The organism is Maribacter sp. UH1 (assembly GCF_056839145.1).
This window is the reverse complement of the sequence record NZ_CM166387.1, coordinates 157252-174934: the sequence shown is the minus strand read 5'-3', so window position 1 is coordinate 174934 and position 17683 is coordinate 157252. Positions and strand designations below refer to the sequence as shown.

The following is a 17683-nucleotide window of genomic DNA, read 5'->3' as shown; positions in this document are numbered from 1 at the left end:
CTTTAAAAAGATGGAATCAAACTTCACAACAGACAGCAATTATAAGTATGAAAAGGCAAAAGAAAGAGTACAAGCTATAAAAGGCTTTTACGGTAATTTATTGGCCTACTGTATCGTCATACCATTTTTGGCATATATCAATTATAATACTACAAGTTTTCTTTGGTTTATTTTTCCGGCACTTGGTTGGGGGTTTGGTCTATTAATGAACGGACTTTATGCCTTTGACTATAACCCATTATTCGGTAAGAATTGGGAAGAAAGAAAGATCAAAGAATTCATGCAAGAATAATAACCTAAAAGACTAAAGATCATGGAAAACACAAAATATACAAGAGCAAAAGCAAGAGTTGAAGAAATTAGAAAATTTTATAGAAAAGTAGCGTCGGCTATCGTAACCATTATAATTGTAGCGACAATCAATTATTATTTTAATGAATGGAGGAATGCCTGGTTTCTTTGGGTAGTATTCGGTTTAAGTATTAGCTTATTTTTTAAAGCAAATAAAATCTTTAACTTGAATCCGTTTACGGGCAGAGACTGGGAAGAAAGAAAATTACAAGAGTTTTTACAACAAGAGGAAAATACAAGAAGATGGAGCTAAACGAATTTGAACAATCAGATAAATTATTAAGAGCCCAAAAGAAGGTCAAAGAGATAAAGGGGTTTTATATTCACTTACTTGTTTACGTACTCGTAAATCTGTTTATTATGACAATTACCATTATGGGGATTATGTCTGGCGGAGCTTCGTTCACAGAGGCTTTATTTAACATCGGTACTTTAACTACTCCGTTTTTCTGGGGAATAGGTTTGGCATTTCATGCCGCTAAAGTATTTGGATATAGTCCTTTCTTTAGCAAAGATTGGGAGCAGCGCCAAATCAATAAATATGTAGAGCAAGATGAACGAGATGCTGAAAAATATAGATAATATGAAAACTGAACGATCAAACGATTATCTTTCTAATGGAGAGGACAGTAGTTTTTCTAAGTATGAAAGAGCAAAAGAGAAAGTGGCAAGTATAAAGCGCTTCTATAATCATGTATTGGTTTTTCTGATCATAAATATCATGTTGTACTTCTTAAGACATAAGTTCGTTTTCATTTTAGTAAGTAAAGAAGCATTCGGTAATCCTGAGTTTTTAGAATGGATAAACTGGAATGTCTACGGTACAACCATTGTTTGGGGGATGATACTGGCTATTCATGGAATTATTGTTTATGGCAATATCTCAGGGTACATGAAGAGGTGGGAGGAACGTAAGATTCAGAAATACATCAATTCATATAACGATTAAAGCATACAATTCTAGTAAACCATAAAACCAGACCATGAAGACCATTATAATAGAAGATGAAAAACCGGCAGCACGCAGGTTGGGTAGAATGTTAGATAGTTTAGATTTGACCGTTTCTACAATGCTACATTCTGTAGAAGAGGCCATAGATTGGTTTCAGACCAATGAACACCCAGATTTAATCTTCTTGGATATTCAATTATCGGACGGACTCTCATTCGAGATTTTTGATGTTATAGAGGTTCACAGTGCTATCATCTTCACTACCGCTTTTGATGAGTATGCCCTTAAAGCATTTAAGCTGAATAGTATAGACTATTTATTGAAACCTATTGATGATGAAGATCTAGAGCAGGCGGTCAATAAATATAGAAAGCTGTTTAAATCTGCCAATGAGCCTAGTAAAATCGCTTTAGATTTTGAAGATATCAAAAAATTATTGGTCAATCCGCTCGAGCGCGAGTATAAAAAGCGATTTACAGCGAAGGTAGGTCAGCATTTAAAAATTATAAATGCAGAAGATGTTGAGTCTTTTTATAGTGAAAACAAAGGTACATACGCGGCTACTAAAGATGGTCGCAATTATTTGTTAGATACTACTTTAGAACAGTTAGAAGAGGAACTAAAACCACAGATGTTCTTTAGGGTCAGTAGAAAGTTCTTTGTGAATATAGATCACATAAAGGACATTGTTTCATACACCAATTCTAGATTACAGATCAAGCTAAAGAACAATCCTGATCATGAAATTATAGTGAGTAGAGAAAAGGTGAAAGACTTTAAGCTTTGGTTAGAGTAGAATAATTAATATTCTGATAATAAGTTATTTACGATACAAATCTTCTTCTTCGTCAATTCTATTTTCATCAAATGCCGATGGTAATAGCTTGGGAATCAGTTTAATAAATATTGGAAGTAAGATAGCTCCACCAGGTAGTATGAATATAGCCAAAGACGGAATACTTTTAAAAATATCTAAAAGTTGATTCTGTACTTTTTTCTTTTCTTCATTACTTAAATCCCTAACCGTAGATTTTGATAACAGGGCAACTAACTCTGCACTTTGCGAAAGCTCCTTAAGCAGGCGTTTACTATTTCGTAGAATCAACTTCTTTACAATTTTACCCATACTGTCGTAAAACTGTTGTGCTAGGTTCTTTTCCTTTAAATAGGGTATAACATCAAAATTAAGTTTAAAGAACTCGGTAACATCGGTAATTGAAGTAGAGATAACAGTTCTATCGAATCCTAAGTCTTTTCCTATTCCGAAAATAAAATCAGATTCGGTGTAATCTAAAGAGTGATCTTCCCAAACCGTAAGGCAAGCCATATCTAACAGATAGCGATTCTCCCAATTCTCTTTATTCAATAAAAGTCGTTCTCGGTAAGAACCATCAAAACTACTCTCTGCACAATTAATATAGGTTAACGAAGAAGCCAATAACTGAGAAAGCTTATTGTCGTTTCTATCAATTTCTTTTGAGCTAAGGGCGTGGTAGGTAATATTGATAGCTAAATATTCTATTTCTGCAGCCTTTTCTTTTAAAGCGGAATGTTTATTTAGATAATGCTTAAAAAGCAAAACATCTATAAAAAGGAGGGAGTTGGTAATAAGGCTATTAAATGTTTTACTGATAATATTGTCTTCAATATAAATTCTTGAAGTCATTAACTTTTCAAGCTTGGCAGAAGTTTTACTTCCGGTAAACCATTTGTCAAAAAAACCTGCACGGCTAATATTCAGTATTTCGTAAAACTTAAATACTTCTTCGATAAAAGTGGTGTAGTCATTACCACCCTTAATTCTATAGGTGAAATAGAGTGCGTGCAGTAAATTAATTTTCGCCTTTTCGTCTTCAGATAAGGTATGCTCCAATTCAATAAACTCTGGTATACTAGAATTTAGCCCATATACGAATCCACTTTTTTTAAGCGTATCATACAAAGCTTCAAAGGTGGGGAAAGCGTCTTGGTGTTTTTGAACAACCGAACCATATTTCTCGATCCAACCAGAGGAAGACGGGTTCATATCTTAATTATTTAAGGTTGTAAAGTTAGCTAATTATTACTTTATAGATATTTCTAAATGGTTACTTAAAAGCTTAATAAGGATTTTTTAATAGTTCCTAATAAGGGAACAACATATAAAATGTAATTTTTTTTTAAGAAAAAATGAACCTTCTCTTTTTTACCTCGTAAGTAGGGGTGATTCTAATCTAAAAAAAGAGATAATGAAAAAATCAAAATTATTTACGGGACTTGGGGCTTTAGCCTTAGTAGGAGTTCTTTTAGTGGCAGCAGATCATATTGATGCGCCAGGTGCTATGGGAACATCGGCGGATATTGCCGACTTTTATGCTTTTGAACCTACAGAAGGTTCGGACAATACTGTATTCGCAGTAGACCTTCAATCTAATGTATTGCCAGATTTGGCCTATGGTACATTTGATGAAAATGTATTATTGGAAATCAATATCGATACCGATAATGATTTGGTAGAAGATTTAGTAATACAGGCAATACCAAGAGATGGTAAAATGTATTTCTTTGGTCCGGTTGCACCAAGCGAAACAGGATTAAATGGTGCTATAATGGCCGATGCTCCATTAGGATCGGTAGATATTTCTGCTGAAACTGCTATTGTTGAAACTACGACAAACGGAGTTTCTTTGTTCGCAGGTCCAAGACAAGATGCTTTTTTCTTTGATTTCTTTCAATTCAATGAAGTTATTGGCGGTACAGCTCCTTTAGGTTTTAAACCAGCTGGTGATCCAAATTCTACGGACGACGATGATGAAACAGCTGTTGATACTTTTGACGGTTCAAATACGATGTCTATAGTTGTAGAGCTTCCAAATAGTCTTTTAGGTAGTACAACAGGACAGAATGCACTTGGTTTAGAAGTGTACAAAACTTGGGTAACCACAAACGTTAAACAATAATCATAACCTTATAAAAATATTACGATGAAATATAAAAATATAAAATATACGTTTTTGTCTCTTATAGCAGTGGTAGCCTTGGTTTCCTGTAGTGATGATGATGACAATACACCAATAGTTGTTACAGAAACCTGTGACGATGGAATTATGAACGGAGATGAAACCGGAGTAGATTGTGGTGGTTCTTGCACACCATGTGAAGAGGCAATGGCACCAGATTTTACAGGAACTTATGCACAGGTTGATTTTATGGGTAGACCGGGTATCAACACCGTATTAAGTGCAGATGGTACTATTAAAGATGCTCATAACGTGTCTATTCCTTCTGAAATGGCAGCTACTTTTCAAGCAGATTTTGAAGCGAGATTAGAAGCATATCATGATGTATATGCAAATATATTAGGAGCTGATCCAGCTGCCGTAAATTATGAGAACAACATTTTAGGTTTAGATGCACCAACATTAACAGGTTATTTAGCTGCCGATGTTTTAGAAGTAGCTCCAAACTTACCGACTACATACTTTAACCCAGGTACAGATGCAGATGATGATGGTAGAATTTTGGTTCCAGATGGTGATGAGGTTGCTTTAACGGGTAGAACACCACAAGATGATGTTATTGATGTGTCATTGATATTACTGTTTGGTGGTATGGAAGGTGATCGTTTTAGTGGTCAAGATACCGATGGTGATGGTGTTGCAGATTTACCAAGATTAACCTCAGATGGCGTTGGGCTAACCGCTTCTGTAGGTACAACGTTCCCATACTTGGGCGCACCAGAATAAAAAGTTGCTTTCACCTTATCTATTGATAGGTTAGATAAGACAGGCACATCCCTAAATTGTTTATGAAAAAGAAGGGGAGTTAAATAACTCCCCTTATTTTAAACGATCCACAAAAAAACAACCTTATGAAATTATTGAAGCTTTTAATAGTAGTGATACTGGTATCATCATGTGGTACCAAAAATCAGGACGCAATTGCACATAAAAAAGATTACAACAAATTTTTAGTCTCCAACGAGATGAAGACCACATCAAAATATTTTGATCTCTGGAATTCTAAAATAAGACCAGATAGCATGCAGCTTACCAGTTTTGGTGTAGTAGGCGGGGAGTACAACAGATACTTTAAACAAACCGGAGATATTGAGTTTTTAAAGAAGGCAGAAAAGAGTTTAAAGAAAGCTGTTGATATCGCAAATATTGGAAAGCCTGGTTTTTACAGGTCTTTAGCTAGAAATTATATCTCTCAACATCGCTTTAAAGAAGCATTGCAATTGGCAGATTCTGCGGCGGCAATTGGCGGTGATAAAAGTGAAACACAAAGCTTATACTTTGATGTGCATATGGAATTAGGTAATTACCAACTGGCAGAAAGCTATTTGGACAGTTTAAAGAATATGTCAGATTTTGGTTATATGATCCGTGTAGCTAAATGGAACGATTATAAAGGAGATTTAGATACGACCATAAACTTTATGGAGAAGGCCAGAACTAAAGCCGAGTTGGCAAAGAATAAAGACTTAATGCTGTGGAGCTATACCAATTTGGGTGATTACTATGGTCATGCAGGTAGAATAAAAGATTCTTACTATCAATATATAAAAGCTTTAGAGATTGATCATAATAATGCATATGCTAAAAAGGGAATTGCCTGGATCGTATTTTCAAACGATAAAAATGCGGCTGAAGCAATCCGAATTTTAGATTCAGTGACCAAAACATATAATGCTCCAGATTATTTCTTGTTAAAAGCTGAAATAGCAGATTATATAGGTGATGATTTGGTAAGGACCAGAAGCTTAGATGAGTACTTTACTAGAGTAAAGAATACAGCATATGGTGATATGTACAATGCATACAACTTAGGCTTGTACATAGGCGAAACAAAACAGTATGATAGTGCATTGATTTTGGCACAGAGAGAAGTGGATAATAGACCAACGCCAGAATCTTACAGCTGGTTGGGGTATAGTCTTCTAAAGAACGGAGACAAAGAGAAAGCAATGGAAATTATGAACACCTACGTATATGGTAAAACATTTGAACCTGCATTGTTGTACCAAGCTGCTGAAGTATATAAAGCGAATGGAAAAGAAGAAAGAGTTAAAGAATTAAAAGGAGAATTAATAGGGGCTATTTATGAATTAGGTCCCGGTATGGAAAAGCAAGTCCATGATTTGTAATTGATTGCCCAATTATATTCATTTCATGTTTGTTTTAGGTTGGATTGTTTTATTTCAACGTCACGATATAAAGTCGTGGCGTTGTTATTATTACGCATTTCATCGAAAATTTGGTTTTTTTTAACAGGCGCATAGATGAAATGCATATATTTATCGACCAAATACATTTAAAATGCCCCAGCATCTTAAATAAGTGAACTAAAAATAGTAACCAAGTAAACCAATTAGTGTTATGGAATACCTACTCTTTACATTATGGATTAGCTTAATGATTTTAATGGTTGGCAAAACAATATTTGCCTACAGGTCTCTACAAAAAACATTGGACCGTACCAATAAGGCTAACTAAATCAGTTTTCTTAGTAATACCGGTAGTAATAGCAGATCTAGTATCAATGCTGTTACCAAGGTTACACTTATAATCAACCCTATAGTTACACTAGGTTGATGTATAGAAAATAACATTACCATAAACCCGAAGAAGAGGATAATGGTTGTAATAACCAATGCTCTACCGGTTTGTGCAAATGTTTTTTCAAGTGCAGCCTCTTTATCCAATCCTTGGCTAATACCTAGCTTATATTTTCCTAAAAAGTGAATGGTATCATCAACGGCAATACCAAAGACGATAGCAAAAACTACAGAAAGTGAGGCTTCTAATGGTATGCCTAAGAAACCTAACATACCGCCGGCAAATAATATAGGTAGTACATTTGGTACTAGTGATATTAGAAAGATTTTAATGTCTCTAAAGACAAAAGCCATAATTACTCCAATCAATAATAATCCGTAAAGGAGTCCTTCTAACAAACTACTTCTAATATATTCAGAGTTTTTATCGAGCAAAATACTTTTACCGGTCACCTTTATGGTAACAAGAGAAGTGTCTAATTGCGTTTTAGCAAAGTTATCTATATCGCTGTAAACCACTTTAAGCTTATCGGTACCAATATCTTGCAGTCTACCATTGATACGGGCAATACTTTCATCTGCATTTATAAACTTAGCAAGTTGTTTACGCCCTAATTTACGGGCATCTTTCTGATACTTTAAAAATGTTTTCTCATCACTAGGTAGGGTAAAATATGCAGCGCTATTTAAGTTGTTCGCTTTATTGAATATTTTATAAGGTAGATTGGCAGACTGCACGTTGCCTATACTTTTAAATGTTTTTAAATAAACTAGAAGTTTTTCTATTTCCTGAGCTACTTTAAAATCCGTCACCTTATTACCATCAGTACTCATAACGGCAATTTCTAAAGGTCTGAACCCTGAAAAGTTGTTTTGAAAGTAATCAAAGTCTTTGGCTATCTTACTCTCTGCAGGCAACGTATTTTTTAATTCTTGATTGGTTTGTACCATGTAAATACCTAACACACAAAGGGCAGTGAAAACAACTGTACCTACTATAATGGATTTGGGATAGTTCTTTGTAAACGTGTTCACTTTCAAAAGATAGTTTACCCAATTCTCAGAGATACTTTTACGGCCGATCAATGATTTTTCGGGTAAAAAGATCAATAAAGAACCCGTTAAGAAAATAACCGTTATATAAGCGACAAGTACACCGATAGCAGCGTTTATTCCAAATTCTTGAATACTTACCAATCTAGAGGAAAGCAAGGTGACAAAACCTACGGCTGTGGTTATAGAAGTTAGTAGGGTGGTCATACCTACTTCTTTAAGAGAAGAGGTAATTGCTTTATATCTTGCTATACCAGTTTGTAATTTTCTAATGTAACTATCCGTAAGGTGTATAACGTCAGAAGTACCCACAATAAGCATAAGTACAGGGTAGAATGCAGCCATGGCATTGAGTTCTTTACCTAGCCAACCCAATAGCCCCATAAATAACAAGAGCGACATTGCTATAGAAAAAACAGATATTAAAACCACGGGCATACTTCTGTATACCAGTAAAAGAATTATGAAAACTAAAATAGATGCTACTATAGTGGTTGTAAGTACCTCGCTCTTCTGCATTTCAACAATAGCTTCATAAAAAAAGGCTCTACCTAAAATATGGTAATCGGGTAAATTATGTTCTTTTAGAGAGGTTCTTATGCTATTTAAAAGAAGCTCGGACTGCTTGTAATCTAAGTTATCATCAGTCTGTAGAGCCAACACCAAAGAGGTTCTTTTTTCATCAACAAGTACATTTATAAAAAGGGAATCCTCTTCAATTTTTTTCCAATCTTTCTCGTATTGCGAGGGGTCGTTAATATGAATGATGGGTAAAGTGGTATAACCAAAAGAGGTTTTAAGCGGGTAAGAGAGTGAGGTCAATGAACTACTTTCTAAAACATATTCGAAAGTTTTACTCTCTTCAGAAAATGCTTGAAAACTTTTTAGAAAATCTTGTTGTAATACATCTGGCTTGTTCTTAACGGCAATTAGTAGAAAATTGTCATCAGTACCAAACTCTTCTACATATTTGTCATAAAAGGCTAGATCAGGATCTTCTTCTGGGAAAAACTGACTAAAATCGAAAGAAAACTGTAGCTCATCCAACTTAGAAGCAGCTAATACGCCTAACAGGACAAACAGAACAATGAAAAGCTTTTTGAGAAAGCCAAAGTTAACCTTCATAGAATGTATAAAATCTATTTCGGTTGCAAATTTACCACTCTACATTGTAATCATGGTAAAAAGAAACAATTAAGAGCGAAGTAAATTTCATTAAAACATATCTTTCGCTCTTAAGTGTCTAGTTCAAATTATAGATCTATGAAATTATCAAGATATAATGTCCAGTCATAATTGGTATATTCAATATCCACACCCTTAGTAGAAGGTATAATTTCGTTCTCTTTTAGAATTTTCTTGATACCGCCTTTTCCACCAAAATCGCCTCTAAACCAACTGAATAACGAAGTAACTTTAACCACATTTGTTTCGCTATTGTATTCACTGGTTTTCTCTAAAAGTCTTTTGGTACCTTTTTGTAATTGTTCTTGTAAACGTTCCCATTCGTAAATAGCCACTGGCGGACAATCTTTAGCGCCACAATTAAGGGCAAAATGTACATTAAAAACAGGCTTGTTTACTCTCAATTTACGTTCAAATTTACCGGGGAACCACTTACGTATATAGCCTAAGCCGTATTCCCATTGCGATTTTCTAATAATACCATGTTCTATTTTAGCAAATGAGACCATTTCACCAGCAATTTTTATTTGCTCTAATTTGAAAAAACTACCACGATCATCATACAATTCCGGATTTTTCTGTAAAATAACTTGAATGTAGCCATTATAAATGTTCAGCCAAAAAGCCAATCGCTTATCATTGGTATCTAAAGCGTTGTCTAATTCTTCAATAGATGTGTTGGCAAGAATATCTTGTATTTCTTGCGTATCTTTTTCATCTATTATTCGTTGTAAAAACGATTCGGATAATTCGTTAAAATCGGTTTTGGTTTCAGCTTCTGCTTGGGCCTGAAGATTGGTTTTTGCTGTACAGGATAATGCAAATAACGTAAGAAGAAAATAAAATTTAAGTTTCATAGTACTATTTTAGGTTACCTATAGCTACGTAATTATAGTCTAAAGGTTCGTGCAAGCTTGGTCGAATTTTTATTTAATAGATTACAGTAATTTATTTTAAAAGTTTTAAGGTGGTTTTAAAACTATTTTTCTCAATTTGCGTAAGTAAGGCGTAAAACTAGATACTATTCAGGTATTGTTTTACTTTTTAATATATATGCCTTAGCTATTGCCATGATAAGTATTATAATCCCAGCCCATAATGAATATGATAACTTGCAACGACTTTTTAAAGTTGCTTGTTTTATTGAGCATGAAAAGCTCTTGGAAATTATAGTTGCCGTTTCCCCAGGTAATTCTGATACCATTGAAAAGCTAGACTGTAGTCAGAAAGTTAAAATATTACATTGTAAGAATAAGGGTAGAGCAGCTCAAATGAACGAAGCTTCTCAAATTGCTTTGGGCAATACCTTTGTTTTTTTACATGCTGATGTAGTACCACCTGCTGGATTCGTTGATGATATTCTCATTAGTTTAAAGAATGGATATGATGCAGGTTTTTTTTCATATAAATTTGATAAAGACGCATGGTACTTACGGGTAAATGCTTCGTTTACGGCTAAAGACGGTTTATTTACCGGTGGCGGCGATCAATGCCTTTTCATTAAAAAAGATGCTTTTAATCAGCTGGGTAGATTTGATGAGGAGCAAGTATTGATGGAAGATTTTGAATTTTTCCGTCGGATGAAAAAAGAGAACGTACCGTATACAATCGTTAAAAATGACTTGATAGTTTCTGCTCGTAAGTATGAGTCTAATTCGTATCTCAGGGTAAATTTTTCTAACTTTCTTTTAGTGGTACTTTTTAAATTTGGGTATCCAGGTAATAAACTCAAAACACTTCATAATAAATTGATACGCACCCCATACAATGGTTGAGATTATAAACGGAATTCAGCAAATTGGGATAGGCGTTCTCGATGTAAAGAAAGTATTTAATTGGTATAGAAAGCATTTGGGTTTTGATATTTTGTTGTTTGAAGATGAGGCAGTTGCTTCGTTGATGACGAGGTATACCAATGGTAAGGCTGAAAAACGAGAAGCCTACTTATCGTTAAATATGACGGGTGGCGGCGGATTAGAAATTTGGCAGTTCAAAGATCGGACTCCTACTGCTGCTATTAATCCAATTCAATTTGGGGATTTAGGTATTTATGCAATGAAAATTAGATGTGAAAACCTGATTGAAATGCATTCGTATTTGAGGGATTTAAAAGTGTCTAGTCTCTCAGAAATCAGTCAGTCTTATCGTTCTAGTTTCTATTTTACCGATCCTTTTGGTAACCGGGTTCAAATGGTTGAAGATCATTATGTTTTTTGTGAGCAATCATCAAAAAATGGGGGAGTGCTAGGCGCTGTAATTGGCGTTGGTAATATGGAAAATTCAATCGACTTTTATAGTTCAATGTTAGGGTATTCAATTAAAAAGTACGATAGTATTGTAACACTTGAAAGCGATAATACCACAGGAAAATATAGAAGGGTAATTATTTCTCAAGAACGAAAGTCTGTTGGCGGATTCGGAGATCTTCTTGGTCCTACACAACTAGAGCTTATTCAGGTTTTAGATAGAACACCAATTAAGATATTTGAAAATAGATTGTGGGGAGACTTGGGGTATATACACTTGTGTTTTGATGTATCAGGTATGAGTTTGATTAGGGAAAAAGCTAAAACCAATGGTTATCCTTTTACCGTAGACAGTGCCAATAGTTTTGATATGGGCGATGCAGCGGGTCATTTCAGTTATATGGAAGATCCTGATGGTACATTAATAGAATTAGTAGAAACGCATAAAGTCCCTATTCTAAAATCATTAGGATTGTTCCTGAATCTTAAAAAGAGGAATCCGCATAAAACCTTACCGAAATGGTTGGTAAAAAGTTTAAGCTTAAGTCGGGTAAAAAAAGATAAGTAATCTAAAACATTTGCCGTTTTAGTTCTTACTGGTATTTCTGATCAACCCTATTCCTGAGAAGAAAAATATAGCGCCTAATACGCCAAAAACGATTAACTGTTTAGTGGTACCAGTGCTATTACCAAATAAAATTGCAGTATAAACAAGTCCGCCAATACCTAATAGGGTTAAAACGGTTCCGAAAAGTTTCTTTAAATCCATGGCGGCAAAATAGTAAAAAAAATGGGCAGTTTTTAAAAACTGCCCATTATACTTTAAATTTTAATGTATTATGAACTAGCTACAACACCTAGTGTATATAATTGCTCTAGGTTTGGCGATTCACTACCACCTGCCGGCTCTAATGTAATACCAAATGCTTCAGAATCGTTCGGATTATTCAGCGCGAAGACTTTGTTCTCATCGGTAGCAAAATCTTCTAGCAGCCCCATACTAGTAGGGGTAAGCGGAGAAAGTTTAAGAGACCAAACTTGGTATACAAAACCATCTGGTGGTTCAGGTAAACCTTTGGCATCTATGAAAACTTTTTGGTCTTCCTTGTTCCAATATGCTTTGGCGTAAGAAGTAGGTGATACTGCTTGACCACCTAATGCAATTACACTAATGTTTTGGTCACGCAGTGTATTCAAAAGTTCTTGAGTTTGTTCTAAAGAAGAATCGGTATCTGCAATTTGCTGTTCCAAATCTACATTCTGTTTTTCAACAACCTCTATATTAGATTTTAAATCTTGGTTCTGCTGATACATCCAAAATAGACCAACTGCCAATAGAACAGATGCTGCCCAACCAATATATGATAGGAACGGTGAACTACGCTTCTCATTAATATCAACTACCTTAACTTCACCGTTAATTCTATTCATTAATGCTGCAAATGAATAGTTATAACCAGGTGATGCCTTTCTTGATAACTCTAATATTGAGGCTTCAATAGCTTCAATTTCTTTCTGAATTTGAGGATACTCTTTAGCGTAGTTGGCAATTTCCAGATTTTCCTTCTCTGAAAGTGTACCGGCTACGTAAAGCTCCAAAATTCCCGATGCTATGTATTTTTCTACATCCATACTATCTTACGGCCATATTTTCCCTTAGTTGGGAAATGCAACTTCTATTTCTTGTTTTTACAGTACCGATCGGAATTTCCAATTCTTCGGCAGCATCTTTTTGAGTGTATCCTCTAAAGTATAACAGTTCAATGATCTGTACACATTTTTCCTTTAAATTTTTAACGAGGTTTCTTACTCCCTTGGTGTCCACATTAGAAGTTTCTTCTTCTTCCTTGTGCTGTAAAATATTTACGAAGTAATCTGCACTAAGGTTCTTTTTTTCATTTTTATACGACCTACTGCGTATTTCATCGATAGCAGCATTTCTTGCAATGTTCAATACCCAGGTAAAGAATCTTCCTTTAGATGAGTTGTAACTTTCACAGTTGTTCCATATTTTAATGAATACATCTTGACAAATTTCTTGGGAACGTGCATCGTTCTTAACGATGGTGTTTATTACACCACAAATATTTTCGCTATACATACCATATAGCTTTTCGAAAGCCGATTGGTCTTTCTTTTTAAACTGATCAACCAAAAGGTCTAGTTGCATACGTAATTTTTTAAAACGGTTAAAAATAGAAAAAGCTGTTCCAAGAACAGCTTTTATTAAAAAAATTATTAACCCTATTCAATTATACCGGCACAACTTACACGTGCACCAGCAGCACCGCTTGGTTGAGAAGTATAGTCATCTACACCTTGGTGTACAATAACACCTTTGCCCAAAATATTTTTGTTTTCATCATCACAGCCAATGCACCATTCTTCTGTTTCAAATTCAACTTTTGCATTACCATCGGCATCTGCGGTAAAGTTACCAATATCACCTTTGTGATACCCTTCAGAAGCTCCCCATTTACCATGTGGTTCATTGGTTGGGTTCCAATGACCGCCTGCAGAAGATCCGTCTGCAGCAGTGCAATCTGCCGTTTGGTGAATATGAATGGCATGCTCACCTTCAGATAAGCCAGATAGCATGGCTACCATTTCTACCTCGTCATCATCTTGGGTAAAGGTTACTTCACCTTTTACATTACTATCGCTTTTTGGTTCCAGCATAAATTTCACGACAGTTTCCTCATCGTTCATTTCTTCTTTAGCCTCATCCATTAGTTCTTCAACTTCTTCTTTAGCTTCAGACGCCTCTTTTTTTACCTCTTTGCAACTAAAGACAGCTAGTAGCGCCAATAGTGCTAATTCAATTTTAAATATTTTCATTTTGATAGTTTTTATTGTGAATAGGAAAATTATAATTTAAAACAGTCAATATCAAATATTTACATGATATGAGCAATCCTTTTAATCTTTAGGGCAAAAAAAAAGAGGTACTGAAAAGGACCTCTTTTTTAAATATGATAAAATTGAATTTTTATTTTGTCAATAGCACTTCTGCTTTAACGGCAACCTCGCTCCATGTTTTACTGACACCATCCTTACCTGTATGCAAAATTTCACACGCTTTGTTAATAGAAGCAACGGCATCCATTGCATTCCAATTTGCCAAATCCATAGTACCTGTGAAGGTGATTTTATAATCACCGTTCATTTCATATGCAAGCGGAATGTTTTGTGTTTCTCCGTTCAAGGTAACATCTATAGAACCTTGGTCTCCATCAACTTTAAAAACACCAGAGATTAATTCTGTATCCTTTAGTACGCCAAAGAAAAACTCTAATAATTTAGGATCTCTTGTTCCTGTTGGGTCGTTAGTGAATAAGCTACTAACAGGAATGCTAAATTCAGTTCCGTTTAAGGCTTCCATAGCAGTTGCACCGCTATTTGTTTTTGTGAAGTTGATCTTTTTGAACATGCCACCAACTGGTACTTTATCTGTTGTCTTGTAAGCGGTAAAACTTACTTTTGTTGAATCTTGTACTAAGCTGAACATTTCAGTTGCTTCGCTTGTTGCTTCAACGCTTTTAGACTCTTCACTTTTTTTAGCGTCTTTACAACTTGCAAAAACGATTAAAAGTGCACTAGCGAATGTAAGTGCTATTTTTTTCATGATAATGTGTTTTAATTATAGTATAAATTTACTTCTTCTTTTTAAAAATGCCACGTAAATCAGTGTTATAAAATAATCCTACTTGAAAACGATCAAAATTAGTCTCGCTAAAGTGATTTTTTAAATAGCCCACCTGCATGCTCAAACTCTCGGTAACATTGACACCAAGCGCTGCATAAGCTCGGTTTTGACCAAAAGCATCATTTTGTAGATTGATAAAAATTTCATCGTAAAAGTTTAGAAAAAAGATATCGGTTAGGGGCAAGGTCATTTGAATTCTATACCTCGCTCTGTGCAATGTATTACTGATTCCAGAAAAATTATTTTGAACAAACCGTTGTTCTAAACGATAGCGATGCTCGAAATTAAATTCCCAGATTTTGTTTTTAAGAATGAATTGCTCAAATATGCGATGTTCAGAAATGGAGTTATTTTTGATAAGAGCATCACCCCCAATAACGTCAAATTCACTGAAAGTTGGGTCGGTTTCAATAAATCCATAGCCTAAGGTCGCAATAGCATCAGGGTTAATATGATAATTTATACCTGTACGCAGCAATAACTGGTTAAAGTTAGAAGCCATTTCATAATATCTAAATTGTGCTTCGGTATGTATACTCCATTTATCGGCAATTTTATTGGTGCCAAAATACATAAACCAACTACCAAAATCATCTTCTCCTGTACCACCACTTTGTGCATTTGCTTGATTAATAGTAGCTAATAATACTAGTAACGTAATAACTTTCCTCATTCTTTAATTTAATGTGTAACTAAAATAGTGGCTTTACTTATCGCCGTCTTCAATAGGTGCTTCTTTATCCTTCTTTAAATACAAATCTAAAAAATCTAAAACCCTACTGTAAGCTTCGATCTGATTTTCTTTTTTGACAAAACCATGTCCTTCATCTTCAAAAAGAACATATTCTACAGGAACTCCGTTCTTTTTTACCCCTGCAACAATCTCATCAGATTCAACTTGTAACACACGTGGATCTTGCGAACCTTGCAGAACAATTAAAGGCTTGGTCACCTTATCGGTATGAAACAAAGGTGAGATTTCTTTTAAACGTACCGAATCTGCACTGTAGGGATCGCCCAATTCTAAATAAAGAGCATCTTTAAAAGATTCCCACCATGGTGGTATACTTTTTAGAGTTCTTATCCAATTGGTTACTCCGAACAAGTTAACACCAACTGCAAATTCTTCGGGAGTGTACGTCAATGCTGCCATGGTCATATAACCACCATAAGAACCACCTATGATCCCAATTTTATCGGCATCGATTTCAGGTTGCGCCGCAAGCCAGTTTTTACCTTCAACACAATCTTTTAAATCTTTATCGCCATGGTTTAGATCATCCATTTGGTAAAACGTTTTTCCATAGCCGCTACTACCACGGTTGTTTACAGCAAGTACTGCATACCCATGATTGGTAAGGTATTGAATGAAAGAACTAAAATTTTGTCGACTTTGTCCGCCCGGTCCTCCATGAACCCAAACCAAAGCGGGTACTTTTGCATCGGCACTTGCTTGGTGAGGCTTATAGTAAATGGCAGGTATTTCTACTCCGTCAAAAGACTTATAACGAACTACTTCAGCAGAAACAAGATCGTCTGCTTTAATTTCAGGATTTAAGACTTCCGTTAATTGTTTCTGTTCTTTCGTTTCTAGGTTATAGACATATAAATTACTTGGAGTATGCGAGCCACCTGCGTAAAAACGCATCCATTTTTCGTCTTTTGAGAAATCTACATTGGTTATTGCCATAGCATCAAACTCAGGTAAATCAATATTCTCCATAGTGGCTACATCCATCACTTCAATAGTGTTCTTTGCATCTTCATTGATATAGGTGACCAAATAACTACCATTATCTGTAAAATAACTACCCAAAATATCCCAATCACGGGTAATCACTTTTTCGGTCGTGCCAGATGCAATGTTATACTTCATTAAGTATGAAAACTCACTGCCTTCATCTGTGGTATAATAAAGTTCATCGCCAGAGGGAGAAAAATCTTGACTGCTATTCGCACTCTGCGTTTTATTGATCTTAATTTTCTTCTTTGTGGATAGGTCATATAGGTATAAGTCTGAATCGTTGGTATTTAAAGATTTGCCCAACGTCAAATATTTTTCATCCTTACTAAGGTTTCCAATTTCGTATCCTTCTTCATTCTTAAAAATTAATTTAGGCGAATAATTAAGAAAATCCATTTGATACAGGTCCATGTATTTAGGATCTCGCTTGTTCGATGTAAAAAAGAAACTTTGGTCATCTTCTGCCCATCCTTGAAAACTAGCCCTAGCACCTTTGGCAGGCGTAAGATCTGTAAGGCTACCATTTAGATTACGGATGTAGATATGGTATATTTCATCACCATTACCATCCATACTAAAAAGCATTCGCTCATCTCTAGGAAAATATGAAATTGCAAAAATAGAAGCACTGTCAGATTGTGTTATGGGCGTTAACTCACCACCTGTGGTAGGCACGGTGTACATGTTATATATACCAGACCTATTACTTGAAACCAATAATTTAGAATTATCACGATAAAAACTACCTCCAGAAATAGCTTCATTATCCATCATTTGTTTAATGGAATATTGATCTGGAATTTTGGTGATTTCTACTTCTTTTTGCTCTTCCTTTTGAACTTCTTTTTTTTCTGTACAACTCCAAATAAGAGCTATGGCAAAACAAGCGAATAATTTTTTCATAATT

At 35.0% G+C, this 17683-nt stretch carries 20 protein-coding genes; 10 read left to right on the top strand and 10 right to left on the bottom strand.

The features are described 5' to 3' along the window. Nucleotides 1-10 precede the first annotated feature (10 nt). From UH1x_RS00805 to UH1x_RS00785, 5 genes are read left to right on the top strand one after another with little or no spacing between them, the layout of a single operon-like run. Nucleotides 11-292: a 2TM domain-containing protein gene (locus UH1x_RS00805; RefSeq protein ID WP_482624342.1), complete on the top strand. Its 282-nt coding sequence runs from the start codon at nt 11-13 to the stop codon at nt 290-292. A 21-nt stretch (nt 293-313) separates the two neighbouring features. Next, nucleotides 314-604, top strand: a complete 291-nt coding sequence (locus UH1x_RS00800; RefSeq protein WP_299317926.1) for a 2TM domain-containing protein — start codon at nt 314-316, stop codon at nt 602-604. Then, the gene (locus tag UH1x_RS00795; RefSeq protein WP_303599808.1) at nt 595-933 is read left to right on the top strand and encodes a 2TM domain-containing protein; all 339 of its coding nucleotides are present in this window, start codon (nt 595-597) and stop codon (nt 931-933) included. The genes UH1x_RS00800 and UH1x_RS00795 overlap by 10 nt, the downstream gene beginning before the upstream one ends. A 1-nt stretch (nt 934) precedes the next feature. After that, complete coding sequence (locus UH1x_RS00790) at nt 935-1300, top strand: 2TM domain-containing protein (protein ID WP_482624340.1); 366 nt, start codon at nt 935-937, stop codon at nt 1298-1300. Nucleotides 1301-1334: 34 nt separating this feature from the next. Further along, nucleotides 1335-2099: a LytR/AlgR family response regulator transcription factor gene (locus UH1x_RS00785; RefSeq protein ID WP_303599811.1), complete on the top strand. Its 765-nt coding sequence runs from the start codon at nt 1335-1337 to the stop codon at nt 2097-2099. A gap of 24 nt (nt 2100-2123) precedes the next feature. Here the strand turns inward: UH1x_RS00785 and UH1x_RS00780 are convergent, their stop codons facing one another. Beyond that, nucleotides 2124-3329 carry an LETM1-related biofilm-associated protein gene (locus tag UH1x_RS00780; RefSeq protein ID WP_482624339.1) on the bottom strand — a complete coding sequence of 402 codons (1206 nt, stop codon included), beginning with the start codon at nt 3327-3329 and terminating at the stop codon, nt 2124-2126. A 202-nt stretch (nt 3330-3531) separates the two neighbouring features. Between UH1x_RS00780 and UH1x_RS00775 the strand changes: the two genes are divergently transcribed. From UH1x_RS00775 to UH1x_RS00765, 3 genes are all read left to right on the top strand, one after another. Continuing rightward, nucleotides 3532-4242: a DUF4331 family protein gene (locus UH1x_RS00775; RefSeq protein ID WP_482624337.1), complete on the top strand. Its 711-nt coding sequence runs from the start codon at nt 3532-3534 to the stop codon at nt 4240-4242. 24 nt (nt 4243-4266) lie between these two features. After that, complete coding sequence (locus UH1x_RS00770; RefSeq protein ID WP_482624335.1) at nt 4267-5028, top strand: DUF4331 family protein; 762 nt, start codon at nt 4267-4269, stop codon at nt 5026-5028. Between the two features lie 125 nt (nt 5029-5153). Then, nucleotides 5154-6431: a tetratricopeptide repeat protein gene (locus UH1x_RS00765; RefSeq protein ID WP_482624333.1), complete on the top strand. Its 1278-nt coding sequence runs from the start codon at nt 5154-5156 to the stop codon at nt 6429-6431. A gap of 345 nt (nt 6432-6776) precedes the next feature. Here the strand turns inward: UH1x_RS00765 and UH1x_RS00760 are convergent, their stop codons facing one another. Then, a complete protein-coding gene (locus UH1x_RS00760) occupies nt 6777-9020 on the bottom strand; it encodes an efflux RND transporter permease subunit (RefSeq protein WP_482624331.1) in 2244 nt (747 codons plus the stop codon). 128 nt (nt 9021-9148) lie between these two features. Then, nucleotides 9149-9937, bottom strand: a complete 789-nt coding sequence (locus tag UH1x_RS00755; RefSeq protein WP_405396606.1) for a DUF547 domain-containing protein — start codon at nt 9935-9937, stop codon at nt 9149-9151. 213 nt (nt 9938-10150) lie between these two features. On the opposite strand from UH1x_RS00755, the gene UH1x_RS00750 reads away from it, so the two are divergent. Both UH1x_RS00750 and UH1x_RS00745 read left to right on the top strand, forming a co-directional pair. Continuing rightward, entirely contained in the window at nt 10151-10855 is a 705-nt protein-coding gene (locus tag UH1x_RS00750; RefSeq protein ID WP_482624330.1) for a glycosyltransferase, read from the top strand. After that, nucleotides 10848-11894, top strand: a complete 1047-nt coding sequence (locus UH1x_RS00745) for a VOC family protein (protein WP_482624328.1) — start codon at nt 10848-10850, stop codon at nt 11892-11894. The genes UH1x_RS00750 and UH1x_RS00745 overlap by 8 nt, the downstream gene beginning before the upstream one ends. An 18-nt stretch (nt 11895-11912) precedes the next feature. On the opposite strand, the gene UH1x_RS00740 is transcribed toward UH1x_RS00745, so the two are convergent. From UH1x_RS00740 to UH1x_RS00710, 7 genes are all read right to left on the bottom strand, one after another. Continuing rightward, nucleotides 11913-12095 carry a hypothetical protein gene (locus UH1x_RS00740; protein ID WP_299317897.1) on the bottom strand — a complete coding sequence of 61 codons (183 nt, stop codon included), beginning with the start codon at nt 12093-12095 and terminating at the stop codon, nt 11913-11915. Between the two features lie 68 nt (nt 12096-12163). After that, the gene (locus UH1x_RS00735; RefSeq protein WP_405396611.1) at nt 12164-12958 is read right to left on the bottom strand and encodes an anti-sigma factor; all 795 of its coding nucleotides are present in this window, start codon (nt 12956-12958) and stop codon (nt 12164-12166) included. A 1-nt stretch (nt 12959) separates the two neighbouring features. Then, the gene (locus tag UH1x_RS00730; RefSeq protein WP_299800069.1) at nt 12960-13496 is read right to left on the bottom strand and encodes an RNA polymerase sigma factor; all 537 of its coding nucleotides are present in this window, start codon (nt 13494-13496) and stop codon (nt 12960-12962) included. Nucleotides 13497-13570: 74 nt separating this feature from the next. Then, nucleotides 13571-14164 (bottom strand): superoxide dismutase family protein, encoded by a 594-nt coding sequence (locus tag UH1x_RS00725; protein ID WP_303599821.1) that lies wholly within the window; start codon nt 14162-14164, stop codon nt 13571-13573. 151 nt (nt 14165-14315) lie between these two features. Next, nucleotides 14316-14951, bottom strand: a complete 636-nt coding sequence (locus UH1x_RS00720) for a hypothetical protein (protein ID WP_482624325.1) — start codon at nt 14949-14951, stop codon at nt 14316-14318. A gap of 28 nt (nt 14952-14979) precedes the next feature. Further along, nucleotides 14980-15705 (bottom strand): DUF2490 domain-containing protein, encoded by a 726-nt coding sequence (locus UH1x_RS00715; RefSeq protein ID WP_482624323.1) that lies wholly within the window; start codon nt 15703-15705, stop codon nt 14980-14982. A gap of 33 nt (nt 15706-15738) precedes the next feature. Next, a complete protein-coding gene (locus UH1x_RS00710) occupies nt 15739-17679 on the bottom strand; it encodes a S9 family peptidase (RefSeq protein ID WP_482624322.1) in 1941 nt (646 codons plus the stop codon). Nucleotides 17680-17683: the final 4 nt, after the last annotated feature.

Excerpts from the sequence above, each read along its gene's own strand:
- UH1x_RS00730 (WP_299800069.1), bottom strand. The coding sequence starts at position 13,496 with ATGCAACTAGACCTTTTGGTTGATCAGTTTAAAAAGAAAGACCAATCG.
- UH1x_RS00715 (WP_482624323.1), bottom strand. The coding sequence starts at position 15,705 with ATGAGGAAAGTTATTACGTTACTAGTATTATTAGCTACTATTAATCAA.
- UH1x_RS00735 (WP_405396611.1), bottom strand. The coding sequence starts at position 12,958 with ATGGATGTAGAAAAATACATAGCATCGGGAATTTTGGAGCTTTACGTA.
- UH1x_RS00750 (WP_482624330.1), top strand. The coding sequence starts at position 10,151 with ATGATAAGTATTATAATCCCAGCCCATAATGAATATGATAACTTGCAA.
- UH1x_RS00800 (WP_299317926.1), top strand. The coding sequence starts at position 314 with ATGGAAAACACAAAATATACAAGAGCAAAAGCAAGAGTTGAAGAAATT.
- UH1x_RS00805 (WP_482624342.1), top strand. The coding sequence starts at position 11 with ATGGAATCAAACTTCACAACAGACAGCAATTATAAGTATGAAAAGGCA.
- UH1x_RS00765 (WP_482624333.1), top strand. The coding sequence starts at position 5,154 with ATGAAATTATTGAAGCTTTTAATAGTAGTGATACTGGTATCATCATGT.
- UH1x_RS00745 (WP_482624328.1), top strand. The coding sequence starts at position 10,848 with ATGGTTGAGATTATAAACGGAATTCAGCAAATTGGGATAGGCGTTCTC.
- UH1x_RS00785 (WP_303599811.1), top strand. The coding sequence starts at position 1,335 with ATGAAGACCATTATAATAGAAGATGAAAAACCGGCAGCACGCAGGTTG.
- UH1x_RS00740 (WP_299317897.1), bottom strand. The coding sequence starts at position 12,095 with ATGGATTTAAAGAAACTTTTCGGAACCGTTTTAACCCTATTAGGTATT.
- UH1x_RS00770 (WP_482624335.1), top strand. The coding sequence starts at position 4,267 with ATGAAATATAAAAATATAAAATATACGTTTTTGTCTCTTATAGCAGTG.
- UH1x_RS00775 (WP_482624337.1), top strand. The coding sequence starts at position 3,532 with ATGAAAAAATCAAAATTATTTACGGGACTTGGGGCTTTAGCCTTAGTA.
- UH1x_RS00790 (WP_482624340.1), top strand. The coding sequence starts at position 935 with ATGAAAACTGAACGATCAAACGATTATCTTTCTAATGGAGAGGACAGT.
- UH1x_RS00760 (WP_482624331.1), bottom strand. The coding sequence starts at position 9,020 with ATGAAGGTTAACTTTGGCTTTCTCAAAAAGCTTTTCATTGTTCTGTTT.
- UH1x_RS00710 (WP_482624322.1), bottom strand. The coding sequence starts at position 17,679 with ATGAAAAAATTATTCGCTTGTTTTGCCATAGCTCTTATTTGGAGTTGT.
- UH1x_RS00795 (WP_303599808.1), top strand. The coding sequence starts at position 595 with ATGGAGCTAAACGAATTTGAACAATCAGATAAATTATTAAGAGCCCAA.
- UH1x_RS00720 (WP_482624325.1), bottom strand. The coding sequence starts at position 14,951 with ATGAAAAAAATAGCACTTACATTCGCTAGTGCACTTTTAATCGTTTTT.
- UH1x_RS00780 (WP_482624339.1), bottom strand. The coding sequence starts at position 3,329 with ATGAACCCGTCTTCCTCTGGTTGGATCGAGAAATATGGTTCGGTTGTT.
- UH1x_RS00725 (WP_303599821.1), bottom strand. The coding sequence starts at position 14,164 with ATGAAAATATTTAAAATTGAATTAGCACTATTGGCGCTACTAGCTGTC.
- UH1x_RS00755 (WP_405396606.1), bottom strand. The coding sequence starts at position 9,937 with ATGAAACTTAAATTTTATTTTCTTCTTACGTTATTTGCATTATCCTGT.